This window comes from Pseudomonas sp. S2_H10 (assembly GCF_054668285.1).
Genome location: NZ_CP162754.1, coordinates 1,849,259 through 1,876,057, shown reverse-complemented (window position 1 = coordinate 1,876,057; position 26,799 = coordinate 1,849,259). Strand labels below are relative to the sequence as shown.

30 protein-coding genes are annotated in these 26,799 nt (G+C 60.7%); 11 read left to right on the top strand and 19 right to left on the bottom strand.

Annotated features, from left to right (window positions below; all coding sequences use genetic code 11):
• Window positions 1-81: 81 nt before the first annotated feature.
• From AB4O16_RS08155 to AB4O16_RS08135, 5 genes are all read right to left on the bottom strand, one after another.
• The gene (locus AB4O16_RS08155; RefSeq protein ID WP_160389323.1) at window positions 82-474 is read right to left on the bottom strand and encodes a response regulator; all 393 of its coding nucleotides are present in this window, start codon (window positions 472-474) and stop codon (window positions 82-84) included.
• 178 nt (window positions 475-652) lie between these two features.
• Window positions 653-1,981, bottom strand: a complete 1,329-nt coding sequence (locus tag AB4O16_RS08150; protein ID WP_150718134.1) for a deoxyguanosinetriphosphate triphosphohydrolase — start codon at window positions 1,979-1,981, stop codon at window positions 653-655.
• Between the two features lie 173 nt (window positions 1,982-2,154).
• Entirely contained in the window at window positions 2,155-2,499 is a 345-nt protein-coding gene (locus AB4O16_RS08145) for a hypothetical protein (protein WP_150718135.1), read from the bottom strand.
• Window positions 2,496-2,885 (bottom strand): phage holin family protein, encoded by a 390-nt coding sequence (locus AB4O16_RS08140; RefSeq protein ID WP_160389324.1) that lies wholly within the window; start codon window positions 2,883-2,885, stop codon window positions 2,496-2,498. The genes AB4O16_RS08145 and AB4O16_RS08140 overlap by 4 nt, the downstream gene beginning before the upstream one ends.
• A gap of 1 nt (window position 2,886) precedes the next feature.
• Window positions 2,887-3,201, bottom strand: coding sequence for an ElaB/YgaM/YqjD family protein (locus AB4O16_RS08135; RefSeq protein ID WP_007983472.1), 315 nt, complete (start codon window positions 3,199-3,201; stop codon window positions 2,887-2,889).
• A 328-nt stretch (window positions 3,202-3,529) separates the two neighbouring features.
• Here AB4O16_RS08135 and AB4O16_RS08130 point away from each other — a divergent pair, with 328 nt between their 5' ends.
• The 4 genes from AB4O16_RS08130 to AB4O16_RS08115 all read left to right on the top strand — a co-directional run bounded on the left by AB4O16_RS08130 (window position 3,530) and on the right by AB4O16_RS08115 (window position 6,531).
• Window positions 3,530-4,738 carry an ammonium transporter gene (locus AB4O16_RS08130; protein ID WP_460157492.1) on the top strand — a complete coding sequence of 403 codons (1,209 nt, stop codon included), beginning with the start codon at window positions 3,530-3,532 and terminating at the stop codon, window positions 4,736-4,738.
• A gap of 105 nt (window positions 4,739-4,843) precedes the next feature.
• Window positions 4,844-5,080 carry a glutaredoxin family protein gene (locus tag AB4O16_RS08125; RefSeq protein WP_160389326.1) on the top strand — a complete coding sequence of 79 codons (237 nt, stop codon included), beginning with the start codon at window positions 4,844-4,846 and terminating at the stop codon, window positions 5,078-5,080.
• Between the two features lie 171 nt (window positions 5,081-5,251).
• The gene (locus tag AB4O16_RS08120; protein WP_104448902.1) at window positions 5,252-5,569 is read left to right on the top strand and encodes a transcriptional regulator; all 318 of its coding nucleotides are present in this window, start codon (window positions 5,252-5,254) and stop codon (window positions 5,567-5,569) included.
• Window positions 5,570-5,640: 71 nt separating this feature from the next.
• Window positions 5,641-6,531: a pseudouridine synthase gene (locus AB4O16_RS08115; RefSeq protein WP_460157491.1), complete on the top strand. Its 891-nt coding sequence runs from the start codon at window positions 5,641-5,643 to the stop codon at window positions 6,529-6,531.
• Window positions 6,532-6,615: 84 nt separating this feature from the next.
• Here AB4O16_RS08115 and AB4O16_RS08110 read toward each other — a convergent pair whose 3' ends face one another.
• Both AB4O16_RS08110 and mobA read right to left on the bottom strand, forming a co-directional pair.
• The gene (locus AB4O16_RS08110; RefSeq protein ID WP_160389328.1) at window positions 6,616-6,837 is read right to left on the bottom strand and encodes a YgdI/YgdR family lipoprotein; all 222 of its coding nucleotides are present in this window, start codon (window positions 6,835-6,837) and stop codon (window positions 6,616-6,618) included.
• Window positions 6,838-6,915: 78 nt separating this feature from the next.
• The gene (gene mobA / locus AB4O16_RS08105; protein WP_160389329.1) at window positions 6,916-7,518 is read right to left on the bottom strand and encodes a molybdenum cofactor guanylyltransferase MobA; all 603 of its coding nucleotides are present in this window, start codon (window positions 7,516-7,518) and stop codon (window positions 6,916-6,918) included.
• An 81-nt stretch (window positions 7,519-7,599) separates the two neighbouring features.
• On the opposite strand from mobA, the gene moaB reads away from it, so the two are divergent.
• Window positions 7,600-8,139, top strand: a complete 540-nt coding sequence (gene moaB, locus AB4O16_RS08100) for a molybdenum cofactor biosynthesis protein B (RefSeq protein WP_160389330.1) — start codon at window positions 7,600-7,602, stop codon at window positions 8,137-8,139.
• Between the two features lie 22 nt (window positions 8,140-8,161).
• The gene (locus tag AB4O16_RS08095; protein ID WP_460158043.1) at window positions 8,162-9,349 is read left to right on the top strand and encodes a molybdopterin molybdotransferase MoeA; all 1,188 of its coding nucleotides are present in this window, start codon (window positions 8,162-8,164) and stop codon (window positions 9,347-9,349) included.
• 62 nt (window positions 9,350-9,411) lie between these two features.
• On the opposite strand, the gene AB4O16_RS08090 is transcribed toward AB4O16_RS08095, so the two are convergent.
• A complete protein-coding gene (locus AB4O16_RS08090) occupies window positions 9,412-9,666 on the bottom strand; it encodes a hypothetical protein (protein WP_256678338.1) in 255 nt (84 codons plus the stop codon).
• 211 nt (window positions 9,667-9,877) lie between these two features.
• On the opposite strand from AB4O16_RS08090, the gene yegS reads away from it, so the two are divergent.
• Window positions 9,878-10,795, top strand: coding sequence for a lipid kinase YegS (yegS, locus tag AB4O16_RS08085; protein WP_460157490.1), 918 nt, complete (start codon window positions 9,878-9,880; stop codon window positions 10,793-10,795).
• On the opposite strand, the gene AB4O16_RS08080 is transcribed toward yegS, so the two are convergent.
• The 3 genes from AB4O16_RS08080 to AB4O16_RS08070 form a co-directional block, all read right to left on the bottom strand.
• A complete protein-coding gene (locus AB4O16_RS08080; RefSeq protein WP_460157489.1) occupies window positions 10,779-11,438 on the bottom strand; it encodes a response regulator in 660 nt (219 codons plus the stop codon). The genes yegS and AB4O16_RS08080 overlap by 17 nt on opposite strands.
• Entirely contained in the window at window positions 11,435-12,328 is an 894-nt protein-coding gene (locus AB4O16_RS08075) for a sensor histidine kinase (RefSeq protein ID WP_160389340.1), read from the bottom strand. Before AB4O16_RS08075 ends, AB4O16_RS08080 begins: the two co-directional genes overlap by 4 nt.
• A 466-nt stretch (window positions 12,329-12,794) precedes the next feature.
• Complete coding sequence (locus AB4O16_RS08070; RefSeq protein WP_160389333.1) at window positions 12,795-13,265, bottom strand: hypothetical protein; 471 nt, start codon at window positions 13,263-13,265, stop codon at window positions 12,795-12,797.
• Window positions 13,266-13,733: 468 nt separating this feature from the next.
• On the opposite strand from AB4O16_RS08070, the gene AB4O16_RS08065 reads away from it, so the two are divergent.
• The gene (locus AB4O16_RS08065; protein ID WP_160389334.1) at window positions 13,734-14,669 is read left to right on the top strand and encodes a chemotaxis protein CheV; all 936 of its coding nucleotides are present in this window, start codon (window positions 13,734-13,736) and stop codon (window positions 14,667-14,669) included.
• A 177-nt stretch (window positions 14,670-14,846) separates the two neighbouring features.
• Window positions 14,847-15,653: an MOSC domain-containing protein gene (locus tag AB4O16_RS08060; RefSeq protein WP_160389335.1), complete on the top strand. Its 807-nt coding sequence runs from the start codon at window positions 14,847-14,849 to the stop codon at window positions 15,651-15,653.
• 83 nt (window positions 15,654-15,736) lie between these two features.
• Here AB4O16_RS08060 and ppnP read toward each other — a convergent pair whose 3' ends face one another.
• From ppnP to AB4O16_RS08020, 8 genes are all read right to left on the bottom strand, one after another.
• The gene (gene ppnP / locus AB4O16_RS08055; RefSeq protein WP_007940055.1) at window positions 15,737-16,021 is read right to left on the bottom strand and encodes a pyrimidine/purine nucleoside phosphorylase; all 285 of its coding nucleotides are present in this window, start codon (window positions 16,019-16,021) and stop codon (window positions 15,737-15,739) included.
• A gap of 69 nt (window positions 16,022-16,090) precedes the next feature.
• The gene (locus AB4O16_RS08050; RefSeq protein WP_150718148.1) at window positions 16,091-16,633 is read right to left on the bottom strand and encodes a 3'-5' exonuclease; all 543 of its coding nucleotides are present in this window, start codon (window positions 16,631-16,633) and stop codon (window positions 16,091-16,093) included.
• Window positions 16,634-16,703: 70 nt separating this feature from the next.
• Window positions 16,704-18,665, bottom strand: a complete 1,962-nt coding sequence (locus AB4O16_RS08045; protein ID WP_460157488.1) for an acetyl/propionyl/methylcrotonyl-CoA carboxylase subunit alpha — start codon at window positions 18,663-18,665, stop codon at window positions 16,704-16,706.
• A 109-nt stretch (window positions 18,666-18,774) separates the two neighbouring features.
• A complete protein-coding gene (locus AB4O16_RS08040) occupies window positions 18,775-19,572 on the bottom strand; it encodes an enoyl-CoA hydratase-related protein (RefSeq protein ID WP_460157487.1) in 798 nt (265 codons plus the stop codon).
• Window positions 19,569-20,726 carry a citronellyl-CoA dehydrogenase gene (gene atuD, locus AB4O16_RS08035; protein ID WP_160388947.1) on the bottom strand — a complete coding sequence of 386 codons (1,158 nt, stop codon included), beginning with the start codon at window positions 20,724-20,726 and terminating at the stop codon, window positions 19,569-19,571. Before atuD ends, AB4O16_RS08040 begins: the two co-directional genes overlap by 4 nt.
• Window positions 20,727-20,750: 24 nt before the next feature.
• Window positions 20,751-22,367: a geranyl-CoA carboxylase subunit beta gene (gene atuC / locus AB4O16_RS08030; protein WP_460157486.1), complete on the bottom strand. Its 1,617-nt coding sequence runs from the start codon at window positions 22,365-22,367 to the stop codon at window positions 20,751-20,753.
• A 3-nt stretch (window positions 22,368-22,370) separates the two neighbouring features.
• The gene (locus tag AB4O16_RS08025; RefSeq protein ID WP_460157485.1) at window positions 22,371-23,240 is read right to left on the bottom strand and encodes an SDR family oxidoreductase; all 870 of its coding nucleotides are present in this window, start codon (window positions 23,238-23,240) and stop codon (window positions 22,371-22,373) included.
• Window positions 23,241-23,252: 12 nt separating this feature from the next.
• Window positions 23,253-25,055 (bottom strand): acyclic terpene utilization AtuA family protein, encoded by a 1,803-nt coding sequence (locus tag AB4O16_RS08020; protein ID WP_460157484.1) that lies wholly within the window; start codon window positions 25,053-25,055, stop codon window positions 23,253-23,255.
• A 178-nt stretch (window positions 25,056-25,233) separates the two neighbouring features.
• On the opposite strand from AB4O16_RS08020, the gene AB4O16_RS08015 reads away from it, so the two are divergent.
• Together AB4O16_RS08015 and AB4O16_RS08010 are read left to right on the top strand one after the other, a co-directional pair.
• Window positions 25,234-25,860, top strand: coding sequence for a TetR/AcrR family transcriptional regulator (locus AB4O16_RS08015; RefSeq protein WP_460157483.1), 627 nt, complete (start codon window positions 25,234-25,236; stop codon window positions 25,858-25,860).
• Between the two features lie 93 nt (window positions 25,861-25,953).
• Complete coding sequence (locus tag AB4O16_RS08010; protein WP_460157482.1) at window positions 25,954-26,772, top strand: substrate-binding periplasmic protein; 819 nt, start codon at window positions 25,954-25,956, stop codon at window positions 26,770-26,772.
• Window positions 26,773-26,799: the final 27 nt, after the last annotated feature.

Below are 26,799 nucleotides of genomic sequence, written 5' to 3'. Positions count from 1 at the left end.
AGTTATCTAGTGCGTTTTTTGAGAAGGTTGTTTGTAAGTTTTACGTAGTGTCTTTGTCGGTTTTTTATATATGTCTATTTCTTATGTTGATGCTGAGGTCAACAAGTCTCTAAATTCAGATTGTTTCAAAGGTTTTATCAAGTAACCCAATAATGGCAATCCGTCTTCAGTGGCCGTTTTTACCAATTCGTCCAGTTCGCAGGTCGTCAGGCTGCTCAGAAGGATTGCATGCTTGATCAGCCCTTGCCGGCCGGCGAACCGGACCAGATCGAGTCCTGTCAGATCAGGCAGGCATTGATCGCATAAAAGAATGTCGAATGGCTGGTCGACCTCGAGCATTCGCTGCATGGCGCCTTTGGCGCTGTCGGTGGTCGTCAGTCGGGTGAAGCCATAACTTTCCAGCAGATATTGAGTCGCTATGAGTTGAAAGGGGTGGTCCTCCACCACGAGGATGCGTAGATCGTCTTCGGCCATGGGGCGCACTTCATCTGTCGAACAGAAGGAATGGGGATTGTTTCGCGAGAGTGGCGGACAAGCGATCAGTTCGCTCGCCATGTGTTGTAGGGCGATTCGACGAAGCTTGAGCGCTGTTGGTTGTTGAAGGGGGGATCAGCCATAACGAATGCCGCAATGGCTGATCACTCGATACACCTCAGTGGCTGGCGCGTCCGGTCATTTCCAAGGCCATGTCACTGGCATAACTGTCAGTCATGCCTGCGATGAAATCAATCATGCGTAAAAAGGAGGTGTGCAGCGGGCCGTGAGGGTCGGGAGCATTGTTACCCAGCAGATCAAGAATGCGCCGGCTTTTGAACGACGGAGTCCGACCGTTGTGCTGCTCCAGAGCTGCGCCGCAAAAGGCGTTGAGCAGGATTTCCAGCGTGGTGTAGGCGCCGATTTCGTGCAGGGTCTTGCGCTTGTCCTGGAAGATTTTCTTGCGGGCCATGTCCTTGGCGTTCAGCACACAACGTTTGGCGGGGCCGTGCATGTGCTCCACCAGGTCGCCGGGCAATGTGCCGGCCAGCAGTGCGTCCTGTTGCTCGACGAAGGCGCGGGCTGCGGCATTGGTCAGGTGTTCGATGGCTTTGCCGCGCAGGATCGCCAGCTTGCGTCGACGCGAGTCGCCGGGGCCGAGTTGGCGGTAGGTCTCCGGCAAGTCGTCGCCCACCAGGCCCAGCAGCAGGGACTCGACTTCGGCGTATTCCAGCAACTCCATTTCCAGGCCGTCTTCCAGGTCGATCAGCGCATAGCAGATGTCGTCGGCGGCTTCCATCAGGTACACCAGCGGATGCCGCGCCCAGCGTTGCTCCTCCAGTTGCGGCAAGCCGAGTTTCTGGGCGATCTGCTCCAGTAGCGGCAGCTCGCTCTGATAACAGCCGAACTTGTGTTTCTTGTAGCCCAGCGAGTCGGCGTGCTTGGCCGTCCATGGATACTTCAGGTAGGTGCCCAGCGTTGCATAGGTCAGTCGGGTGCCGCCGTCGAACTGGTGGTACTCCAGTTGAGTGAGCACCCGAAAGCCCTGGGCATTGCCTTCGAAATTCAGGAAGTCATTGCGCTCGGCTTCACTCATTGCATCCAGCCAGCCACGCCCGGCGGCCTGCTGGAACCAGTGGCGGATCGCGTCTTCACCGGAATGGCCGAAAGGCGGGTTGCCGATGTCGTGCGCCAGGCAGGCCGATTGCACCACCATTCCCAGGTCGCTGGGTTCGCACCAGTCGGGCAGGGTGTTGCGGATGGTTTCACCGACCCGCATGCCCAGTGAGCGCCCCACGCAACTGACTTCCAGCGAGTGGGTCAGGCGCGTATGAATGTGATCGTTGCTGGACACCGGATGGACCTGGGTCTTGCGCCCGAGGCGGCGGAAAGCCCCCGAGAAAATGATGCGGTCGTGGTCTTTGTGAAAAGGGCTGCGGCCGAGTTCTTCCGGGCTGTGCAGAGGTTTTCCGAGGCGTTCGCGGGTGAGCAGGGTGTGCCAATCCAAGGCGGGGTCTCTCCGTCAGGTGACTGATGGCCTAGCTTCCCGTTTCGCGCGCGGACCTGCAAGGGGAACGGGAGCCGGTGAAGTCGATATCGATGAGCAGCCGGGCAGGCGCACAGGATTGCGCCCCTCGATGGAGGGGGGCATTCCGTGAACATTGCAAGCGTGCGTCAAGATCAGTCTTTGCGTGAAGAACCCTGCATGATCAGTTTGATCAGCGGCCCCAATGTGGTGCCGAGGCGGACCAGCCTGGTCAGGCTGCTCAGGCCTCCGCCGTTTTTTGCACCCTTGCCGGTCAGAAAACCCAGCAGGGTGACGGCGGCCACGCCCCAGAGTGGCGCGTGTTTGATGCCGAAACCGTCCTGCAGGTTTTGCGTCATTCCACGTACCCGTTGCAAAGGCTGCAGCAGTTGCGCGGATTCGTGGCGGATTTCCTGGCGATGCATTTCCATGCGCAGGCGGATCAGCGCCTTGCGCATTTCCGTGCGTGAGCTGTTTTGTGGCAATTCAGGCAGGCTCATGGCAGCAGGCGCTCCCGATCGTTGGCCAGCTCTTCCAGGGTGCCGTGGAAGGGCGAGGACTCATCGAAAATCGCCGCTCTCAAGCGCATTCCACAGAAGATGGCGGCGAGGGTGTAGAACACACAGAGCCCGATGATCGCGGCCAGGCGATACGTATCCCAGAACAGGATGAGCACCAGCGTCGACAGCCCCACCAACAACAGCAAGGCAAACACCAGCGCCAGGCCGGCAAACAGCAACAGGCTGACGGTGCGGGCTTTCTGTTCCTGCAATTCGATGCCGAACAGTTCGACATGACTGTGCAGCAACCCAAGGAAGGCAGCACCCAGGCGCCGCGATGAGGAGCTTGTTCCCGTCATGGACGGGCCGGATTCGCCGATCGACATATCAGCGCCGGCTGGCCAGCAGGCCGATCAGGAATCCCACACCGGCCGCGATGCCGACGGATTGCCAAGGGTTGGCCTGGACATAGTCCTCCGTGGCGGTGACAGCAGCCTTGCCGCGTTCGCGCAGGGAGTCTTCGGTCAGTTTCAGGGTTTCACGGGCGCGCAGGAGACTGTCGTGAATCTGCTCGCGCAACTCGTCGGCCTGGTCACCTGCCAGGGTCGCGGTGTGCTCCAGCAAGCGTTCGGTATCGCTGACCAGTGTCTGAAAGTCGTTCATCAGGATTTCTTGAGCAGTCTTTGCCTGGGTGCGGGCCATGGGGGATCTCCATAAGTGGCTTTCTGATGTGTTCGAGTATGAGCCTTCGGCGAAGGTTCAGTACAAATGACTGGTACAACTTTTGCTGTGTCGTGGTGCGCCGGTCCGCACCATTGCGCTATAGCCGGGCATGATTTCAGTAAAACCGTAGGACCAACAATCAAAAACTCGCGCAAACGTCCGGGGCAGGTTTTTCCTGGACGGTGTCCGTGCGCCAAAGTGGTTCGACGAGTTCAGTCCTCTGATGCTTCGAAGCCGCAACTTGGTGCATGGATGGTCGTCGCGAACTGCTTTGGTGCTTTTTTCTGCCATAAGGTCTGCCCATCCCATGGAAAATCTGCAAAGCGCAGTGGACACCCTGGTCCATAGTTCCAACACGCTGTTCATTCTGATCGGTGCGGTCATGGTTCTGGCCATGCACGCCGGTTTTGCCTTTCTTGAAGTCGGAACCGTGCGACAGAAAAACCAGGTCAATGCGTTGTCGAAAATCCTCAGCGACTTCGCCGTATCGACACTGGCCTACTTCTTTATAGGCTATTGGATTTCTTATGGCGTGACGTTCATGCAACCGGCGGCCGTGCTAAATGCCGATCATGGTTATGGGCTGGTGAAATTTTTCTTCCTGTTGACCTTTGCTGCGGCGATCCCGGCGATCATTTCCGGAGGGATCGCCGAGCGCGCCCGGTTTGTTCCCCAACTGTGTGCAACCGCATTGATCGTCGCGTTCATCTATCCGTTCTTCGAAGGCATGGTCTGGAACGGCAACCTGGGCTTGCAGGCCTGGTTGCTGGAGCGCTTTGGCGCCGGTTTCCATGATTTCGCAGGATCAGTGGTGGTGCATGCCATGGGCGGTTGGCTGGCACTGGCGGCGGTGCTGTTGCTCGGGCCGCGCAATGGCCGCTATCGCGAGGGACGGCTGGTCGCGTTCGCACCCTCGAGCATCCCGTTTCTGGCGTTGGGCTCGTGGATCCTGATCGTTGGCTGGTTCGGCTTCAACGTCATGAGCGCGCAAACCCTGCAAGGCGTCAGCGGACTGGTGGCGGTGAACTCGCTGATGGCCATGGTTGGCGGTACGGTGGCGGCGCTGATTGTCGGGCGCAACGACCCCGGTTTCCTGCACAACGGCCCGTTGGCGGGGCTCGTGGCAATCTGTGCCGGGTCCGACCTGATGCATCCTGTCGGCGCGCTGGTCACTGGCGCCGTCGCGGGCGCCTTGTTTGTCTGGTGCTTTACCGCCGCCCAGGTCAAATGGCGCATCGACGATGTGTTGGGTGTCTGGCCTTTGCATGGCTTGTGCGGTGTATGGGGCGGCATTGCCTGCGGCATTTTCGGCCAGAGCGCGCTGGGCGGGCTGGGTGGAGTCAGTCTGATCAGTCAGTTGATCGGCACTGCACTGGGCGTGACTGTGGCACTGGTCGGCGGCTTCGCGGTGTATGGCGTGATCAAGGCGCTGCATGGCTTGCGCCTGAGCCAGGAACAGGAGTATTACGGCGCGGACCTGTCGATCCACAAGATCGGCGCCGTGAGTCAGGACTGACTCGGGTCTCTTCATCGTTGGTGGCATCCGGGCAGGAGATTCAATGGCTCGACGGTTTTTCGGGGCAGGCCTAGAATGGTCACTTCATTTTCTGGTTGAGCGCTCATGCTTCCCGAATGTCAGCTGTTCGGCACCCTTGGATGCCATCTCTGTGAAGTAGCCGAAGCCATGCTGATGGAGTTTGTCGAGCGTGGCCTGCTGGTGGAACTGGTGGACATCGCTGAGGATGAATCCTGGTTCGCCGCCTACAGCCTGCGTATTCCGGTGTTGCGGCGAGTCGACACCGGTGCCGAACTGGGCTGGCCGTTCAGTGCCGATGAGGTGGTGGCGTTCCTGCGTTAAGCGGTTTTGCCCTGGCGGCATGTCCCGCCTGTCGAACTTTGCGATTGATCCCCTTGGCTTAATCGGTGTTGATCGGATACTGTATGCGCATACAGTTATTCGCGGTGCCTGCCTTGCCGTAGCCGATTTTCGGAAGTAAGCAGGCGGCCCCGGGCGTGAGAGGGATGAATAGTGGTCAATGTCGAACAGTTGAAGAACAGCGTGAACCGGATGTCCGCGGACATCGTGCGCGAGGCCGTCCTGGAGTTGCGCCTGGACGGACTGGTGACCGAGGGGAAAACGCCCTTCAACAAAACGCATTTCAATACCTGTTTCGCTGAAATCGAAGCTTTGTTTCAACGCGCGGGCTATCACCGGCAACTCGATGTCGTGGGTTACCAGGGATTGCTTTACGCCCTTTATGACCCGGCTCGCTGGGAGGCGGTCGATGTACTGCGCTGGCTCAAGGAGTACACCGAAGCCGCGGCACGCACGCAGATCCCGGCTTGAGGAATCTCCTCTAGGTTCATTTCCGCTGCTGTTGGATAATGCTGCCCTGCACTGAGGGTTAGAGCTTTCGTATGTCCACTTCTTCTTTTTCCGCGGCACACAGTCAGGCCAGTACGCTCTACTTGCCACCTGGCCCGTGGCACACCGTTGTCGATTGCCTGTGTGAGCATTTCAGCGCCATCGGTCGTGAACAATGGCTGGACAGAATCGCCCGTGGCCGGGTCCTCGATGGGCAGGGCAAGCCGATCGCCCTCGATCTGGCCTACAAGGAAGGTTTGCGGATTCATTATTTTCGCGAAGTGCCGGATGAGAAGCCGATTCCGGTGACCGAGTCGATCCTGTACGCGGACGAGCATCTGGTGGTGGCGGACAAACCGCATTTTCTACCCGTGACGCCGGCGGGCGAATACGTCGAACAGACGCTGCTGAGGCGCTTGATCCGTCGCCTGGACAATCCGCACCTGGTGCCATTGCATCGCATCGACCGGCATACCGCAGGGCTGGTCCTGTTTTCCGCCAATCCGCAGAGCCGCTCGGCTTATCAGTCGTTGTTTCCTACCCGTCGGATCGAAAAACGCTACGAGGCCATCGCAGCGGCGTTGCCCGACGTTGCTTTCCCGTTGGTGCATAAAAGCCGGCTGGTCGATGGCGAGCCGTTCTTCCGCATGCAGGAAGGGCCTGGGGCCAGCAACACCGAGACGGCGGTCGAAGTCAGGGAGAAACAGGGCGATCTCTGGCGTTATGGTCTTTACCCGGTGACGGGCAAGAAACATCAGTTGCGGGTACACATGGCCGCGTTGGGCGCCGCTATCTGCAACGACCCGTTTTACCCCGAGGTGCTCAAGGATGCGCAGGATGACTACGCCAATCCTTTGAAACTGTTGGCTCAGGGGCTGAAGTTCATCGATCCGGTCACGGGCCAGGAGCGAGTGTTCGAGAGTGAAATCACCCTGCAATGGTGATCAGGAAAGCGCCCCTGCAGTGCCGTGCTTCAGGCATGAAAAAGCCCGCATCAAGCGGGCTTTTCTGTATCCGGCAGCGTCGGATTACAGCTCTTTAACGGTACGAACCTGATCCTTGTTGATGCGGGTCTGCTTGCCGTCAAGCTGTTCGAATTCGTAGAAACCGGAATCCTTGTCGAACTCTGGCGTGTCGACGGCCTGGATTTCGCGACCGTCATTCAAGGTGATCACCGTAGGTGATGCGCAACCGGCGAGGGTGGCCAGGCCGAGTGCGAGCATGAAAGTGGCGAGGGTCCGTTGAGTCATGAGTGTGTGTCTCCGAATAAGAAATCTTTGGTTACTGAACTTGAGACGTGTACCGCCCGCGCAAGTTCCGGATCACCGTCAGTCTGACACAGTGTCATGACCGCTTAATAGTTCCGGCGTGTTGAGGTTGGCCAGCCGCGGGTCTTTGTCGGGACATTGCAGCGCGGTCGCGCCGAGCTTGCGCATCAATCGGCCAGGGCTGCGCTCACCCTCGTTCCAGGCCTGTTCAAAGGCTGCCCCGTGCAGCACGGGAATTACACACAACAATGGCTCCCAGTGCTCGTCATGCCGCACCATCAGCGGCTTGTCCGGGTGCAGGTTGGCGGTCTCGCGCATCGTGCCGATCAGTGCCGCATCAATGCCCGGAACGTCACAGGGCAGGACCAGCAGGTGGGTGTGCCGGGCAGCCTTGAGGCCAGCGCGAATTCCAGCCAGCGGCCCGGGGAAGTCACCCTCGTCATCGTGGACCAACTGGTCGGCGTAGGGGGCGTACTTCTCTAGGTTGCGATTGCAGGAGATGATCAGGTCATCGGTCAGCGGGCGAGTCTTGCGATGCAAATGCGCAATCAGTGGTTCGCCACGCCAGTCCAGCAACCCTTTGTCCTGGCCACCCATGCGTTGGCCGCGACCGCCCGCCAGGAGCAGAATGGAGCAGGGCGGCAATTGTGAATTCGTGGTCATGGCAGCTCTCCATGGGAGCGGCGAAAAAACGGAGCGCTGTGATATAACACCGGGCTGTTTCTCCTACAACTGGACGAGCCTATGAAAGCCAAGGCTGATGTACCTTTCGCACCGCTGAACATTGCTGTGCTGACTGTCAGCGATACCCGCACACTGGACACCGACACTTCGGGCCAGCTCTTTGTCGACCGTTTGACCGCTGCCGGTCATAACCTGGCAGCCCGGGTGTTGCTCAAAGATGATCTCTACAAAATTCGCGCGCAAGTCGCCAACTGGATTGCCGACGATGTCGTACAGGTTGTCCTGATCACCGGCGGCACCGGTTTTACCGGGCGTGACAGCACGCCGGAAGCCGTCAGTTGCCTGCTGGACAAACAGGTTGATGGGTTTGGCGAGCTGTTCCGCCAGATCTCGGTTGCCGATATCGGCACCTCGACCGTTCAGTCCCGGACGTTGGCCGGTCTGGCCAATGGCACGCTGGTTTGCTGTTTGCCGGGCTCGACCAATGCCGTGCGCACCGGTTGGGACGGCATTCTGGCCGAGCAACTGGATGCGCGGCATCGTCCGTGCAATTTCGTGCCTCACCTGAAACAGGCTGCGCCTTGTGAATCCCGTGGGTAAGCCTGGCAAGACCGGCAGCCTGATGCCGGTCGAGCAGGCGCTGGCGCGCTTGCTGGAAATGGCCGAGGCCTCAAGGATTGTCGAGCGTGAACGCTTGCCGTTGGCGCAGGTACAGGGGCGTGTACTGGCTGAAGATCTGCTGTCGACCCTTGACCTGCCGCCCTGGCCCAACAGTGCCATGGACGGTTATGCCTTGCGCATGGCGGACTGGACGGGAGAGCCGTTGGCGGTCAGCCAGAAGGTGTTTGCCGGCCAGGCCCCCGATCCGTTGCAGCCAGGCACCTGTGCGCGCATTTTCACCGGGGCACCTGTGCCCGCCGGTGCCGATTGTGTCGAGATGCAGGAGAACGCCGAGGTTCAGGCCGATGAGCGAGTGCGCTTCACCCAAGCCCTGGCCCAAAGCCAGAACATTCGCCCGCAAGGCCAGGAAGCCACCGTCGGCGAATTGATTCTGCCAGCGGGTACGCGGCTGGGGCCGATCGAGCAAGGGCTGGCTGCCTCGCTGGGGTGCGCCGAGCTGGAAGTGGTTCGCAAGGTGCGAGTGGCGGTGCTGTCTACCGGCGACGAATTGATTGAACCCGGGCAAACGCTGGGGCCAGGACAGATCTACAACAGCAACCGGGTGTTGTTGTGTAGCTGGTTGCAGCGTTTGGGGTGTGAGGTCGTCGACGCGGGCATTCTGCCGGACAATCTGCAAACCACCCGTTCCCGATTGGCTGAGTTGAAGGATGTCGACCTGATCCTCTCGACCGGCGGCGTATCGGTGGGAGAAGCCGATTTTCTCGGTATCGCCTTGCGCGAAGAGGGCGAGTTGACGCTGTGGAAGCTCGCCATCAAGCCTGGGAAACCGCTGACGTTCGGGCATTTTCGCGGGGTGCCGGTGATTGGCTTGCCGGGCAATCCGGCATCGACCCTCGTGACCTTTGCCTTGTTGACCAGGCCATATCTCCTGCGTCGTCAGGGTGTAAAAGAGGTTGAGCCACTGAAGGTGCAGGTGCCGGCAGGGTTTGACTGGCCGCAGCCTGGCAATCGGCGTGAGTATTTGCGCGGGCGGCTGGAGAACGGCAGGGCGACTATCTACAAAAACCAGAGTTCCGGCGTGCTGCGCAGCGCTGCCTGGGCGGATGGGCTGGTAGAAGTCCTGGAAGGTCGCACACTGGTTCAGGGCGACAGCGTTTTCTTCATTCCACTGAGCGAAGTCCTGAGCTGAAATTGCAGCGCCTTTGTTACATGAAACCCGGTCGATTGACCGGGTTTCAGGTTGATGGTCATTCAACTCGCCAGAAGCAATGAAACGACCTGTTCGAAGCGGCTATTGGCGATCCAGCCAAGGAGGCCGAGGATCACGATCGTTCCGCATGCCGAGTAGGCAAGCCTGTGCTTGATGGAATTGAGGTCAGCGCGGATTTCGTCCATGTCCCTGCGTATGTGCTTGAGGTGTGTTTCCAGCTCGGTGACGCGCGGTTCCATATCAATTTCTCCCGTGGCCTTTGTGCTGGCCGCTGATCCGAGGTCTTGGCTTTGCATGGCACGTCCTTGTGGTGTCCTGCTGTGGCCCCCAAAAGTCTCCCAATTCGGATTTCCGGTCAATTGAGCCGATTCCTCATGTTTTGTAAGAAAAATCCTGTTGTGTAGCGATCAAGACTGTCCGAATGGAAATAATTCGGTTGTCTGCGACTTTTAACCGAGCCTTTGCGGTCAACATCTCCCAGATGGCATCCAAACCGGGAGTGAACTGATGGGCGATCGCAAGGCATTGTTGATTCTGCACGGCAAACAGGCACTCAACGAGGCGGTTCGCGCCGCTGTCGAAAGCCGGCGTGAGCAAGGTTGGGAGCTGGCTGTTCGATTGACTTGGGAAGCTGGCGATGCGCAGAGACTGGTGGGCGAAGCGTTGGCGGCAGGGTATCGACACATCATTGCCGGTGGCGGCGATGGCACTTTGCGCGATATTGCCGAAGCCATGGCGGAGCATCCGAAAACGGCCAGCCTGGTTTTGATGCCGCTGGGAACCGCCAACGATTTTGCGCGTGCGGCGGGCGTGCCCCTGGAGCCCGATCAGGCGCTGGCGCTGCTAGATGTGGTGCCGACTGCCATTGATCTGGGCGAGGTCGACGGGCAGGTATTCCTGAACATGGCGACCGGTGGGTTTGGCAGCCAGGTCACAGCGAACACCCCGGAGGATCTGAAGAAAATCCTCGGCGGCGCGGCGTACCTGTTTACCGGCCTGTCACGCTTCAATGAGCTGCATACCGCCTACGGTGAATTGCAGGGACCGGGTTTTCAATGGCGCGGCGATCTGCTGGCGCTGGGCATCGGCAATGGCCGGCAGGCAGGTGGTGGACGGGAGTTGTGCCCGCAGGCGCTGGTAGACGACGGTTTGCTGGATATCAGTATCTTGCCGGCACCGCAGGAGGTGGTCGCTACATTGAAAAACCTGCTGACCGAAGGCTTTGGCATCGACAGCATGTTTGTCCGTGCGCGCCTGCCCTGGGTCGAGATCAAGGTCTCGGAAGGGCTCTATATCAACCTGGATGGTGAGCCTCTTGAAGGGGACAGCCTGCGTTTCGCGGTTCGCCCGGCGGCGTTGCTCGTGCATATGCCCGAAAAATCACCGCTGCTACGGGCCAGTGAAGTACCTAGTCATCAAGGCTGATGATTTGTTCACGCACGGCAAACAGCACCAGGCCGGCCACATCGTAGATCTGCAAACGCTTCATGATCTGCGAACGGTGGGTTTCGACGGTCTTCACGCTCAGCCCCAGACCGTTGGCGATCTCTCGGGTGGATTTGCCGCGAACGATCAACCGCAGGATTTCCAGCTGACGTGCCGTCAGGTTGTGCGAGTCGGCAGGGTCGGGTTGGTGCTTCTGGTTGCGGGTCAGCGCCTGAGTGATCACCGTGTGGGCAATGGCCGGGCTCAGATAGCGCTCGTTGTTGCGCAAGGCGTCCAGCGCATGCTCGAGTTCGGTCGCCGTGGTGTCCTTGAGCAGGTAGCCGTGGGCGCCGGATTCCAGCGCCTGCATGATCAGGGTCGGGTCGGTGTGCATCGACAGGATCAGGACCTTGCTCTGCGGGCGCACCCGCTTGAGCTGCTGCAAGGCTTCGAGGCCGCCGGTGTGGCGCATCGAAATATCCAGCAGAACAATATCCGGGGACAGATGCGCGACCATTTCGAGCAACTGCGAGCCGTCACTGGCCTCACCGATGACGGCATAGCCGGGCAGGTCCATCACCAGGGCGCGCACGCCAGCCCTGATCAGCGAGTGGTCATCCACCAGTAGTAAATTACAAGTCAATGCATAACCTTATTCGAACTGGCCCGTTCGAGTGCACGGGGCGCCCAGGGAAATAGAGCTTCGATTTGAGTGCCTTTGCCCGGCTCGCTGGTCACGGTCAGCGTGCCGCCCAGTTGGTCGATCCGTTCCGACATCCCGGCCATGCCACGTTGCCCTTCGCGCCCTGGGTCGGTTGCCGGCGCGAAACCCTGGCCATCATCGCGGATCTGCAACTGCAGGCCTTGGGGCAGGCGCTGCAGGCATACCAGCAGGTTCTTGGCCTGGGCATGGCGCAGGATGTTGGTGACCGCTTCCTGGGTGATGCGGAAAGCGGCCACGGCCATTTCCTCCGGTATGCCGGTCAGGCGCTGCTGGCATTCCAGGCTCCAGTTCACCGGGGTGTTGGCCAGGGTCTTGAGCAAGTGCGCGCGCAGACTGGCTTCCAGCCCGAGGCTGGTCAACTGCCGGGGATTGAGAATGGCGGAGACGTCACGCACTTTGGCCAGGGTTTCCTCCAGCGTGTCGCACAGGACCGAGCATTGCCCGTGGAGTTCTTCGGGCATCCGGCGCTTGAGCCAGTCGCTTTGCAGCTTTGCGGCGGTCAGTAATTGGCCGATGTCATCATGCAGTTCGCGGCTCAACCGGTGACGTTCGTTTTCCTGCACCTGCAGCAGCCGGTCGGCCAGTTCCTGAGGCTGGAACTTGATGGATTTGCGCGAGAGGCGGTACTGCACGGCAACGCTGCTCAGGGCGGCAATGTCGAGCAGCAGCAATGGCAGGGGCAAAGGGATGGACAAGCCATAGACCAGCAAACTGCCAAGCGTCGAGAAGGTGCATAGCAACAGCGTGAATGTGCGTGCATTTTCTCGGGAAGGTGGCCACGTGGCGATTGACTTGAGGCTGGCGTGCATAGCGGATGGAGCCAATGGATGTTCGCTGCGGGCTGACCGGTCATGCTGGCTGACAGGCCCCTGTTTTTTTATGTGGAGCGTCGACTTCAACGGAATGTACTTTTAAATGGAGAGTTCGCCCCGAACGGGAGCGAGCTGTGTCCGGCTGCAACCACACTGCCATTAATTGGCGCCAACTAACAGGCGGCATAGTAGCACTTAAGATACCGTTGGTCGCGTCTGTATACATGTCCGGGAAGTCAGGAATTCAGCCGTTTGGACGATGGTTCCATAATGCAGCAAGTTGGCAGAATGCCGAGGTCAGGCAATGCCCTTGTCTATACGGTCGTGAACTAGTCGATGAGTAAAAGTGGTTGTTGAAAGATGTCGCTTATAGCTATGAGATATTCATTTGCGACATGTGCACACTCAAGTAACAGTGCGGGATTGATAACCCAGTCACGCCAGACGGCAGAGTTGGGTCAGTTCACGCCTGACGTTCCGAATAGGACACGAGGGTGAACGGCCTGGCGTTGACCGGTGGCTGGAACCGGCTTTGTCCGACCTGAAAGGCGAAGGCTTCGATAAGGGTGGCCTGTTCGCTGTCGTCGAGGCTGAGTTGTCCGGTGGTCTGGTCGATGAGTTCGAGTTGCCAGGCAATCAGGGTCAGACAGTCTTTCAGTGCGCTCAACGCCTCGTCGTGCAGGCTCATGGTGTTCTGTGCGTGGTTCAGCAGGCCATGTATATGCAGGGAAAATTCCGACACGGCGGCCAATGCCAGGGCATCGGCCTTGTTGGCCAGCTTGAGCAGCGTACTGAGCATGCAGTCGATGGCGTCCTTGTCATTGCTGATCAGTTGAAGATGACTCAGGCATTCCTCGGTTTTAGCCAGGAGTGTTTCAGCCTCGACGAGAAACTCCGGGAGCCGCAGGGCCCACTCTTTACGGTCGTTCGGCATACTTATCTCCACAACGTCATGGCAAATGAGGGGATATCGTGTGTGTCGACGAGGGCGGTCGGGACCCCGGCATTGCCGAGTCGTCGGGTGGACGGGCTGCGACTGGCCCACAGGCAGGCTGGGGAACACGAGAGGGTGGTTGGCCACTTACTTGCGATCGCACACAAAAGCCTGACTCCGTTCATGCAATGAGAATGGCGTCACATTAATGGCTATTGGATATTGCGAATATCAGGTTGCACCTGATTGTTGATAGGGGAATCCCTTACGCAGCGGAACCTTTCACGAAAACCGGGGTCGCGAGGCGTTGAAGTGCGGCGGATGAGATGTAACTGCAGCGTCAGTTAAGCATGATGTTAATGTGACATCAATGCCTGCGCGTGGCATTTTAGCGAGGGTCAAGCTTCGGCAAAGACAGCCGATAACCTTCTTCAAGTGGATTCATCCGAACAAGACCAGGAGTCATTGATGGCCGGCATTCTCGACACGGTAGACCAACGCACGCAACTGGTGGGTGAGAATCGCCTGGAAATTCTCATGTTCCGCCTCGCCGGACGACAACTGTTCGCGATCAACGTCTTTAAAGTACAGGAAGTCTTGCAACTGCCAAAGTTGACGCTGATGCCGCAGCGCCATCCTTTCGTGTGCGGCGTGGTCAACCTGCGTGGTCAGACCCTGCCGGTGATCGACCTGTCCCAGGCCATCGGCATGCGTCCCTTGGTGCCGGGGCCTGGCAGCACGATCATCGTCACCGAATACAACCGTTCGGTGCAGGCCTTCCTGGTCGGTGGCGTTGACCGGATCGTCAACATGAACTGGGAAGCCATCCTGCCGCCGCCGACCAGCGCCGGCCGCCAGCACTACCTGACGGCCATCAGCAAAGTCGATGATCAACTGGTGGAAATCATCGACGTCGAAAAGGTCCTGGCCGAAATCGTCCCGTACAACGCCAAGGTCTCTCGCGAAAAACTTGAAGATCCGGTACTGGAACGCGCCCGTGGCCGTGAAGTGCTGTTGGTGGATGACTCCAACGTCGCCCTGGCGCAGTTGCGCGATACCCTGGGACAACTGGGCGTGAAGATGCACATCGCCAGCGACGGGTTGAAGGCGTTGAACATGCTCAAGGCCTGGGCCGACACCGGCGTGGACATGACCGAAAAGCTGCTGATGGTCTTCACCGATGCGGAAATGCCGGAAATGGATGGCTATCGCCTGACCACCGAGATCCGCAACGACCCGCGCCTGCGTGGCTTGTACGTGGTGCTGCACACGTCTTTGTCCGGCAGCTTCAACGACTCGATGGTGAAAAAGGTCGGCTGCGACAATTTCCTCTCCAAGTTCCAGCCGGACAAACTCGTCGACGTGGTCCGTCAGCGCCTGATGCTGGACGAAGTACCGGCCTGATCAAGATACGATCATTGTGGGAGCGAGCTTGCTCGCGATGGCGATATTGCATTCAGCATCAATGTTGACTGTCCTACCGCAATCGCGAGCGAGCTCGCTCCCACAGGGTGCTCGTCAGCCTTTGATTCGGCCTTCAAGCTCGTATAGGGTGGCGTTTTGCTAACCAGGGAGCTGGCCATGTTGCGTCTGAGCGCGTTGTATCGTTATCCGTTGAAGTCCGCCAGGGGTGAGGCCCTGCAACAGATCGGTCTCGATAAACTCGGGTTGGACGGCGATCGCCGCTGGATGCTGGTGGATGAGGCCAGCGGTCGCTTCCTGACCCAGCGTGCGGTGGCGCAGATGAGCCAGTTGTCGGCGTTGTGGAATGCCGCAGGCGGCTTGACCCTCAGTGCAGCCGGCCATTCGCCGATCGACATCGCTTTGCCCGGCAGTGATGCAGAGCTGCGTGGCGTGACCATCTGGCGCGACACCTTGCGAGTCCCCGATGCAGGCGATGAAGCAGGGGCTTGGGTCAGCCGGTTCATTGGCAAGCCGACACGCCTGGTGCAAGTGCCGCTGGATCGGGCGCGGATGACCGAGGCCGGGTTCGGCAAGGACGACGATCAGGTGGCATTCGCCGATGGTTATCCGCTGCTGCTGATTGGCCAGGCCTCCCTCGAGGACTTGTCGCAACGGGTCGGGCGTCCATTGGAGATGCTGCGTTTCCGGCCAAACCTGGTGATCGAAGGCAGTGAAGCCTTCGCCGAGGACGGCTGGAAGCGTGTCCGTATCGGCGAGGTCGAGTTCCGCGTGGTCAAGTCCTGTTCACGTTGCATCCTGACCACTATCGATCCGCAGACCGGGGAGCGCAGCGACGACCGCGAGCCCTTGGCAACCTTGCAGAAATACCGTTCGCAGGCCGACGGCGCAATGTTCGGCCAGAACCTGGTCAACGACGGCAACGGTCGACTCGAAGTCGGCATGCCGGTGGAGATCCTCGAGTAGTTTTTTGCAGAATAAAAAATGCCCGTGTCTGACAACACGGGCATTTTTATTGCGGCGACTTTTTTGGAAGAGGCCGCGCAGGTTTAGCCACGGTATTCGCACAGGTAAGCGGTGTCGACGGCGACTTTCAGCTGGAACTTGCTGTTGGCCGGTACGTTGAACTGGCTGCCGGCGGCGAAGGTTTCCCAGTCGCTGCTGTCCGGCAGTTTGACGGTCAGTGCACCGCTGACCACGTGCATGATTTCACGCTGGCTGGTGCCGAATTCGTATTCGCCCGGTGCCATGACGCCGATGGTCGCTGGACCTTCTGCGGTGCCAAAGGCGATCGACTTGACGGTGCCGTCGAAGTACTCGTTGACTTTAAACATGGGCGATTCCTCGAAAAGGGCTAAAAAGGGCCGGCCAGTATGCACAAGGCCCCGGGAGTCGTCACCTGTCTAAAGCGGAAGAACCAGTGGCAGCAGGCGTGCGGTATTGCGCGCATCCTCCAGTGCCCGGTGTTGCTGGCCGGTAAACTGCAGCCCGGCCAGTTGCAGCGCGCCGTTGAGCCCCAGCGGACGTTCCAGGCGGCGGGCCTTGGCAAAGCGCTGTTTGAGGTTCATGTGCGGCACGTTGGCCAGCACGCTGGCGAGTCCCAGGCGCTGCCATTCCTGAAGCAGTTGTTTGCGATCGTAATCGCCCCAGCTGACCCAGCCTTCGAGACGCGTGTGGTGATGGCCAAGCCAGCGCTCAAACGCCGGCCAGACTTCACCCAGCGGTTGTGCGGCATCGATGTTTGCCTGGGTGATGTGCGTCAGCTCGCGGCAAAACGGCGTCAGCAACGGCCGCCGCACAGGGCGGACGAAGCGCTGGAAGTGATCCAGTTCGCGTCCCTTGCGGTCCACCAGAGTGGCGCCGATTTCAATGATTTCCATATCCGTTACGGGCCATCCCCCCTCATCGGTGGTGGCCTCCAGATCAATGACCAGCCAATGAGGCATTGCAGGGTTCCTGGTATCCGCGTCCTGTAGGGTTTGAGCGTAGCCAAACCCGGCGGTTCCGCCTAGCGGCTTATTCGACCTCCAACAGAATCTGCCGGTTTTTCACTTGATCCCCGACTTTGACTTGCAAGCGCTTGAGAACGCCGTCGACGCCCGATTTCAATGGGTGCTCCATTTTCATCGCCTCCAGCACCACCAGCAGTTGGCCCTTGGTCACCTTGCTGCCTTCGTTGACCAGGACGTCGACAATCGCCCCGTCCATCGGTGCCTTGAGGGTACCGGAGCTGACATTGGCCTGGCTGCTGACCGGCGCTTGAGTGCGATCGGTGAACTGCAGACTGCCGGGCCGGGTGAACAACCAAAGTCGCCCGGTCTCCAGACGGTAGGCGTGACGTTGGCGGATACCGTCGATTTCGAGGGTGGCCCAGCGTCCGTCGCAATGGATGATCTTCAGTTCGAGGGTGCGTTCGGCGGCCTGAATGCGCAGCGGTTCGCCCGGGATGGCGAGCAGCGCTACGGGCCAGTCCTGATCCTCAAGGCCGATGCGATAGTGCAGCGGTACGCTGGCGTTGTTGCGCCAACCACAAAGCGGGGCCGGATGAGCCTGCGCCGAAGCCTGATAGAGGAGGGCGGTGGCGATCGCCAGGTGTTGCGCGTCAGGGGCGTGGGGTTGCAGGCAGGCATGCGCGGAAAAATGCTGCGCGATGAACCCGGTGCTGAAATCGCCGCCAGCGAACTGCGGGTGATCCAGCAGGTTGGCGAGCAAGCGCTGATTGCTTTGCACGCCCAGCAGTACGCTGTCTTGCACCGCCCGCAGCAATTTGCGCCGGGCTTCCTCGCGGGTGGCCCCATGGGCGATGAGCTTGCCGAGCATCGGGTCGTAGAAGGGGCTGATGACCTGACCTTCGATCAGGCCATGGTCGATCCGCACGCCGTCCTGCAGACCCGGTTCCCAGGCCACGACACGCCCGGTCTGCGGCAGGAAACCCTGGGCCGGATCTTCGGCATACAGGCGCACTTCCATGGCGTGCCCGTGGAGTTGCACCTGTTCCTGGCGCAAGGGCAGCGGCTGCCCTTCGGCGATGTTCAACTGCCAGGCCACCAGGTCCAGCCCGGTGATCAGTTCGGTGACCGGGTGCTCCACTTGCAGCCGGGTGTTCATCTCCAGGAAGTAAAATTGTCCGCGCGCATCCAGCAAAAACTCCACGGTGCCCGCACCGACATACTGCACTGCCCGCCCGGCCTTGAGCGCCGCTTCGCCCATGGCCTGACGCAGTTCAGGCGTCATCACCGGGCAGGGGGCTTCCTCGATGACTTTCTGGTGTCGGCGCTGCACCGAGCAATCGCGCTCGCCGAGGTAGATCAGGTTGCCGTGCTGGTCACCGAACAGCTGGATCTCGACATGACGAGGTTCGACCAGTGCCTGCTCGAGAATAAGTTCACCGCTGCCAAAACCGTTCAAGGCTTCGGAACGCGCGGTACGGATCTGATCCGGCAAATCGCTGGCATCGTGCACCAGGCGCATGCCGCGTCCGCCACCGCCGGCGCTGGCCTTGATCATCAACGGATAGCCGATGCGCGCGGCTTCGCGACTGAGGGTGGCGTCGTCCTGTTCGGCGCCTTGATAGCCCTTGATGCAGGGCACGCCGGCTTCGAGCATGGCGATCTTCGACAGGCGCTTGCTGCCCATCAGTTCGATGGCTTCGGGGCTGGGGCCGATGAAGGTGAGGCCGGCATCCCGGCAGGCGAGGGCAAAGCATGGGTTTTCCGAGAGGAAACCGTAGCCCGGATGGATCGCATCCGCCCCCGTGCGCCGGGCCGCGTCGAGGATGGCGGGGATGTTCAGGTAAGACTGTTGCACCGCCGCCGGGCCGATGTTGACCGCTTCGTCGGCCATCTGCACGTGCAGGGCATCGGCATCGGCATCGCTGAACACGGCGACCGTGCGATAACCCAGCGCCTGGGCCGTGCGCTGGATGCGGCAGGCGATTTCACCGCGATTGGCGATGAGGATTTTCTTGAGTCCGGGCATAGGGACGTCTCTCAAGTTGTGCGGTGAAAGTGCTGGCCTCTTCGCGAGCAGGCTCGCTCCCACAGGGGAATACATTGCAAATGTGGGAGCGAGCCTGCTCGCGAAGCTTTTAAGAGGCCCACCCCGGTTTGCGCTTTTGCACGAAGGCCATGGTTCCCTCGACGCCTTCGGCTCCTATCACCGCTTCGCTGAACCATTCAGCTGCTTGATCCAGCAGGGCATCCGAGGGCTGCCCGGCACTCGCCAGCAAGAGTTTCTTGGTCGCCGCATTCGCCCCCGGCGCACAGCACAACACATGGGCCAACACCTCATCGAGACGCTCGGCCAGGGCTTGCGGATCATGCTCGACAAAATGCACCAGCCCCATGCGCCGCGCGTGAGTGCCGTCAAAACGCGCGGCCGTCAGGGCCAGGCGCCGGGTCTCGGTCAGGCCGATGCGCTGCACCACGAACGGCGCGATCTGCGCCGGCAACAGGCCGAGGCTGGTTTCCGGCAGGCCGAATTGTGCCTGGTGATCGGCCAGGGCGACATCGCTGACACAGGCCAGGCCGAGACCGCCGCCGAGCACTGCACCCTGCAGCACCGTGATCACCACTTGCGGTGCGTTTTGCACTTCTTGCAATAGCGCGCCGAACACCCGGTTCATATCCCGGTGTGCCGTTGGGCCTTGAGCGCGGGCGTTGGCCATGTCCTTGAGGTCGCCGCCGGCACAGAAGTGCCCACCGACGCCGCCGATCACCAGTGCGCGAACCCCTGGTTTATCGCGAACCGCGGCCAGCACCGAGCGCAACTCGGCGACCATCTGCAGGCTCATCGCATTGCGGTATTCCGGGCGGTTGAGGGTGATGTGCAACACGCCGTTGTGCAGTTCCAGCAACAGCGTCTGGCAAACCGGCAGGTTGTTCATTTCTTTTTCCCCGGCAGAATGCCCATGAGTTTGCAGATGATCCCCAGCATGATTTCGTCGGCGCCACCGCCAATCGACACCAGCCGCACATCGCGGTAAGCCCGGGCCACCGGGTTGTCCCACATGAAGCCCATGCCGCCCCAGTATTGCAGGCAACTGTCACTGACTTCGCGCCCCAGCCGCCCGGCCTTGAGCTTGGCCATGGAGGCCAGGCGCGTGACGTCCTGGCCCTTGATGTATTGCTCGGTGGCCTGATAGACCAGCGCGCGCAGGCATTCGATTTCGGTTTGCAGTTCCGCCAGGCGGAAGTGGATGACCTGGTTGTCGATCAGCGCGTTGCCGAAGGTCTTGCGCTCCTTGCAGTACTCGATGGTGCTGTCGACGCAGTATTCCAGGCCCTTGATCATGTTGGCCGCGCCAAACAGACGCTCCTCCTGGAACTGCAGCATCTGCATCATGAACCCCGCGCCTTCATGGCCGATGCGGTTGCGTTGCGGCACGCGTACGTTGTCGAAAAACACCTGGGCGGTTTCCGAGCTGCGCATGCCGAGCTTGTCCAGGTGCGAGCTCAAGCTGATGCCCGGCGTGTTCATCGGCACCATGATCAGCGACTTGTTGATGTGCGGTTTGTCGTCCGAGGTGTTGGCCAGCAGGCAGATGAAGTCGGCGCTCGGCGAGTTGGTGATCCACATCTTGCTGCCGTTGATCACGTAGTCGTCGCCGTCCTTGCGTGCGCTGGTTTTCAGCCCGGCGACGTCGGAGCCGGCGCCGACTTCGGAGACACCGATGCAGCCGACCTGCTCGCCGCTGATGGCCGGGCGCAGGAATTCCTCGCGCAACTCATCAGAGCCAAACCGGGCCAGCGCCGGGGTGCACATGTCGGTCTGCACGCCGATGGACATCGGGATGCCGCCACAATGAATGGTGCCGAACTCTTCGGCGGCGACGATCGAATAGCTGTAGTCGAGCCCCATGCCGCCGAATTTTTCCGGCTTGGAAATCCCCAGCAAGCCGAGGTCGCCGGCCTTGCGGAAGATGTCGTGGATGGGGAAGCGCCCGGCCTTTTCCCATTCCTCGACGTGGGGGTTGATCTCGTGCTCGACGAACTGGCGAACGGTGCGGCGCAGTGCTTCGTGTTCCTGGGTGAAGATCATTTTTATTGTTCTCCTTGAGCCGGCCTAGAGGCGGGCTACGCCAAAACTGTTGGCTTGCAATGGCCGCACCTGGGCCTCGTGACAGATGTCCAGCAAGTAACCGAGCAAGGTCCGGGTATCGCGCGGGTCGATCAAGCCGTCGTCCCACAGGTTGGCGCTGCCGTAGAGCGCCGTGGACTGGCTGTCGAGTTTCTGCGCGGTGACCTGTTCGAGCATGTCGAGCATTTTTGGATCGGGCACCAGGCCGTCCTTGGCCTGTTTGGCCTCGGTGACGATGCGCAGCACCTTGCCCGCTTGCGCACCGCCCATCACGGCGGTGCGGCTGTTGGGCCAGGCGAAGATGAAGCGCGGGTCGAGGCCGCGTCCGCACATCGCATAGTTGCCGGCGCCATAGGAGCCGCCGACGACGATGGTCAGCTTCGGCACGCGGGCGTTGGCCACCGCTTGAATCATTTTCGCGCCGTGTTTGATCACGCCTTGCTGTTCCGATTCGGTGCCGACCATGAACCCGGTGGTGTTGTGGAAAAACAGCAGCGGCGTCTGGCTCTGGTCGCACAGCTGGATGAACTGGGCGGCCTTGCTCGCGCCTTTCGGCGTGATCGGGCCGTTGTTGCCGATGAAGCCACAGGCGCGGCCCTGAATTTTCAGATGGCCGCAGACGGTCTGCTGATCGAATTCGCCTTTGAACTCAAGAAAGTTCGAAGCGTCGGCGAGGCGAGCAATGATTTCGCGCACGTCGTAGGGCTTTTTCGGGTCATCCGGGATCAGGCCCAGCAGTTCGTCGATGGGGTATAGCGGGTCATCCCAGCGACGTTCGGGGCGCGGCGGCAACTGTTCGTTCCACGGCAACAAAGCGACGATCTCGCGTACCTGACGCACACCGTCGGCGTCGTTTTCAGCCAGGTATTCGGCGGTGCCGGCGGTTTGTGCGTGCATCTCGGCGCCGCCCAACTCTTCATCGGTGGCGACTTCGCCGGTGGCGGCCTTGAGCAGTGGCGGACCTGCGAGAAACAGCTTGGCCTTGCCGCGCACCACCACCACGTAGTCCGACAGCCCCGGCTGATAGGCACCGCCCGCCGTGGCCGAGCCGTGCACCACGGTGATCTGCGGCAAGCCCATGGCCGACATCCGCGCCTGATTGGCAAAGCTGCGTGCGCCCTCGACGAAAATCTCCGCCGCGTAGTTGAGGTTGGCGCCGCCGCTTTCGGCGAGGGTGATCACCGGCAGTTTGTTTTCCATGGCGATCTGTTGCAGGCGCAGGGATTTTTTCAGACCGCTGGGGGAAATGGTCCCGCCCTTGATCGCGCTGTTGTTCGCCACCACCAGCACGCGCACGCCGGACACGTAGCCGATGCCGGCGATCAGGCCGCCACCGGCGGAGCTGCCGTCCTTGTCGTCGTGCAGCTTGTAGCCGGCCAGGCTGGCCAGTTCGAGAAACGGCGCGCCGGGGTCCAGCAGCAGATTGAGGCGTTCGCGGGGCAGCAACTGACCGCGCTTTTCGAATTTCGATTGGGCTTCGGCCGCCTTGTTCAGCAAGTTCTGTTCGAGCGCGCGGACTTGTTCGATGGCGCTCAGCATCGCCACACGGTTGCGGGCGAACGGCTCGCTGTGGGGATCGAGTAACGACTGAATCACCGGCATGGGTTATTCCTTGTCCTTCAACACGTCGGGTATGTAGGCGCGGTGGAAACCGTTGTACGACTCGCTGTTGGTCGCCTTGTGGATCGGCCAGGCGCGTCCGCCGAGGCTGGCGGCGCCGTCGATGCGCAAGGTGCTGCCGCTGACGAACGCCGCGGCCGGGCTGAGCAGGAAAACAATCGCCGCGCTGACCTCCGATTCGGTGCCGATGCGCTTGAGCGGCACGTGTTCGCGCAGGGTCGGGATCACCGCCTTGAAGGCGCCTTCGTAGGTGTCCATGCCGCTGGAGGCAATCCAGCCCGGCGCCACGGCATTGACCCGTACCCCGGCATGCCCCCATTCGTACGCGGCGGTCTTGGTCAGGTTGTCCATGCCCGAACGTGCCGCGCCGGAGTGGCCCATGCCGGGCATGCCGCCCCACATGTCGGCGAGCATGTTGACGATGGCGCCGCCGTGTTTGCTCATGGACTGGTTGAAGACTTCCCGGGCCATCAGGAAACCGCCCACCAGATTGGTGCGCATCACGGTTTCGAAACCCTTCTGATTGATCGAGGCCAGGGGCGACGGGTACTGCCCGCCCGCATTGTTGACCAGGCCATGAATGGGGCCATGCTTGCGGATCAATTCGCTGACCAGGTGCGTCACCGCTTCTTCCTCGCGGATGTCGCAAATCGCCCAATCGGCCTTGCCGCCGTCGTCGGCGATCTCCGCCGCAACGTTTTTCAGCTTGTCGGCCTTGCGCCCGACCAGCAGCACATGGGCGCCGAGAGCCGCCAGTTCGTGGGCGGTGCAGCGGCCGATGCCACTGCCGCCACCGGTGACGATGATGTTTTGGCCGGCAAACAGATCGGCTTTGAAAATCGAATCGTAGGCCATGGCGGCAATCCTCTAGTTGAACTGGTCGGCGATGCGCTGTGGCACCGGGATCTGGATGTCCAGCAGTTGCTGGGCGAAGGCCTTGCCTTGCGGATCGATGCGCAGGCTGGCGACACCGCCGCCGCCGAGGGCGTTCTCCAGCAGGAAATTCAGGCTGTGGCTGGCAGGCAAGTACCAGCGTTCGACCCGCCCATGAATCGGGTCGAGGACGTGGCCCATCCAGTCGACGATCACTTCCGGGGTCAGGGCTTCGGCGATCCAGGGCAGGAATTCGGGCTCGCGGGCCATGACACCGATGTTGCTGTGGTTGCCCTTGTCGCCGGAGCGGGCGACCGCCAGTTTGACCAGGGCCACGCTGGCGTCGGCCAGGCCAGTCGGTTTCGGCGGCGCCAGCGCGGCTGGCAGGTCCAGCGGGTCGAGCACATCGAGGGCGGGCAGGGCGCACCCGTGGCGCTGGCCCATGAAATCAATCTCCAGCGTGCAGGCGGTTTTGTCGATCAGGAACGAGAACAGACGGATCAGCGGATACACCGTCGGCCGGCCACCGACAATGCCGGTCAGCCCCGGCGCCATGCCGGTGGCGGCCTGGGCGATTTCCCGGGAGAACACGATCAATGCCTGCTTGTCGGGATGGCGCACGGCGAGCTTGATCACCACTTCGCGGCTGTCCTGGCGTTGGCCGTGGGGACCGTAGGTGGCCTCGCTGCCCAGCAACTCGATATTCACGTCGCTGTACGGCGCCCAACCGCGCTGGCGGAACATTTCCGAGGTCTTGTTGATGATCGCATCGCCAACGCGCCGCGCCTTGTCGACGGCATCGATGCCGGCAATCAGGCAACTGGCGGTACAGCGAAAACCATCGGGGTACGTGGCGCTGACCTTGTATTGAGCCGTCGGCGCCAGGCCCTTGGCACCGTGCACCTGCACCGCGTTCTTGCCTTGTTGCAGCAGTTTGACCTGAGTGAAGTCGCACACCACATCGGGCAGCAGGTACGCCCGCGGGTCACCGATTTCGTAGAGCATCTGCTCGCCCACCGTCAGTGGCGTGACCAGCCCGCCGGTCCCTTCGGGTTTGCTGACGATGAACTGGCTGTCGGCGCTGACTTCGACGATGGGAAAGCCGATGTGTTCGTAGTCGGGCACGTCGCGCCAGTCGGTGAAGTTGCCGCCGGTGCACTGGGCGCCGCATTCGATGATGTGCCCGGCCAATGCCGCCTGGGCGAGCTTGTCGTAGTCGTGCCACGACCAGCCGAACTCATGCACCAGCGCGGCGCTGACCACCGCGCTGTCGACCACGCGCCCGGTGATCACGATGTCCGCGCCCAGGCGCAGGGCTTCGACAATGCCGGGTGCGCCGAGGTAGGCATTGGTCGACACGCACATCGATGGCAGGGGCGCGCCGCTGAACATTTCGTGAATGCCCTGGCTGCCCAGCTGTTTGAATTGCGGTTGCAGGTCATCACCCAGCAGCACGGCGATCTTCAGCGCCACCCCGGCCTTGTCGCAGGCCGCTTGCAGGGCGGCGGCGCACGCTTGGGGATTGACCCCGCCAGCATTGCTGATGACCCGGATGTTGTGTTGCGCGAGTTGCGGCAGCAAGGGCGCGAGGACTTCGATGAAGTCGCCCGCATAGCCGGCCCGGGGATCTTTCATCCGCGCACCGGCCATGATCGACAGGGTGATTTCGGCCAGGTAATCGAAGACCAGATAGTCCAGATGCCCGTGTTCCACGAGTTGCGCGGCAGCGGTCGAGGTATCGCCCCAGAAGGCGCTGGCGCAACCGATGCGAATTGTTTTGGGCGCAGTCCTTTCCATAGCTACCTCCAACCGAAGTGTATCGACATTACCAAGCAAGCGCTTGGTTTGTAAATGACTTGATTTTCTTCTGCCCAAGCGCTTGCTTGGTTCCATCCGTCAGCTTAAATTGCCCGCGCAACCCCGGTGTTTTCGGGGGGCTCGGCGTTATTGATTGATCGACTGTAGGAGAGAACGGGTGGACGAGCAAAAAGCCCTGAGGGTCATGCGTGAATTGGTCGACGGCGGCCAGTTGACCGACCCGGACAGCGCCCGTGGCAAGCTGCTGCAAGTGGCCGCCCACCTGTTCCGCAATAAAGGCTATGAACGCACGACCGTGCGCGACCTGGCCGGTGCCGTGGGCATTCAGTCCGGGAGTATTTTTCATCACTTCAAGAGCAAGGACGAAATCCTGCGCGCCGTGATGGAAGAAACCATACGCTACAATACCGCGTTGATGCGTGCGGCCATCGCCGACGCCGGCAATGTGCGCGAGCGGGTGCTGGCGCTGATCCGCTGTGAATTGCAGTCGATCATGGGCGGCAGCGGCGAGGCCATGGCGGTGCTGGTCTACGAATGGCGCTCACTGTCCGAAGAGGGCCAGGCCAAGGTCCTGGAGTTGCGCGACATCTATGAAGACATCTGGTTGCAAGTACTGGGTGAAGCCAGGACCGCCGGGTTCGTTCGCGGCGATGTGTTCATCACCCGACGCTTCCTGACCGGCGCGTTGTCCTGGACCACCACCTGGTTTCGCGCCGGCGGCAGCATGAGCCTCGACCAGTTGGCCGAAGAAGCGTTGATTCTGGTGTTGAAAGACCAGCAATAGGCTTGTGCTGGCCAGCATTAAACTGGCTAACTGGACGAAAACGCCTGGCTTGAAGGCATTGATGCCGTTTTATTGGGGAGTGGACTTGTTTTGATGGGTTCGCCAATTCGGACAGCCTCGCGGCTTTTGCTGGCGACGCTTGCGGCATTAACGGTGCTGCCATCCCAGGCTGCGCAACTGGTGCGCATTGGTGCCGCGCACTTTCCGCCCTACACCGTGCGCCCCGAATCCGGGGCCGATACCGGGTTGCTGCCGCAACTGGTCGAGGCCCTCAACGCAGCGCAAAACGACTATCAGTTTGTCCTGGTGCCCACCTCCATTCCACGGCGCTTCGGTGACTTCAAGCAGGGCCGGATCGACATGGCCATCTTCGAAAATCCGGCCTGGGGCTGGGAAGACATTCCCCATAGCGCCGTCGACATGGGGCTCGAAGACGCCGAGATTTTTGTCGCGCAACGCCTGCCCGATCGGCAGCAAGGCTATTTTGCCGACCTGAGCGGCAAGCGTCTGGCACTGTTCAGCGGCTATCACTACGAGTTCGCCAACTTCAATGCCGAGCCCCGGTACCTGGCGCAAAACTACAACGCCACGCTGACCTATTCTCATGACAGCAATCTGCTGATGGTATTACGCGGTCGCGCCGACATCGCCCTGGTCACGCGCTCCTACCTCAATGACTATTTTTTGCGCAATCTGAATGTCGCCAAAGAGCTGCTGGTGTCCGATCGCATCGATCAGGTCTATCACCACTACGCCATCCTGCGCCCGGCCGCGCCCATCAGCGGCGAGGCCTTCGGCAAGTTGTTGCAAGGCTTGCGGGACAATGGCCAGATGCTGAGGATTTTCGATCCGTACAAGATTGCGGTGGTGCCGGTGCCGCACGACGAACCGGCAGCTCAAGTCGCCAATTGACGGTTTCCCCCTAAATTTCCCGCCGTG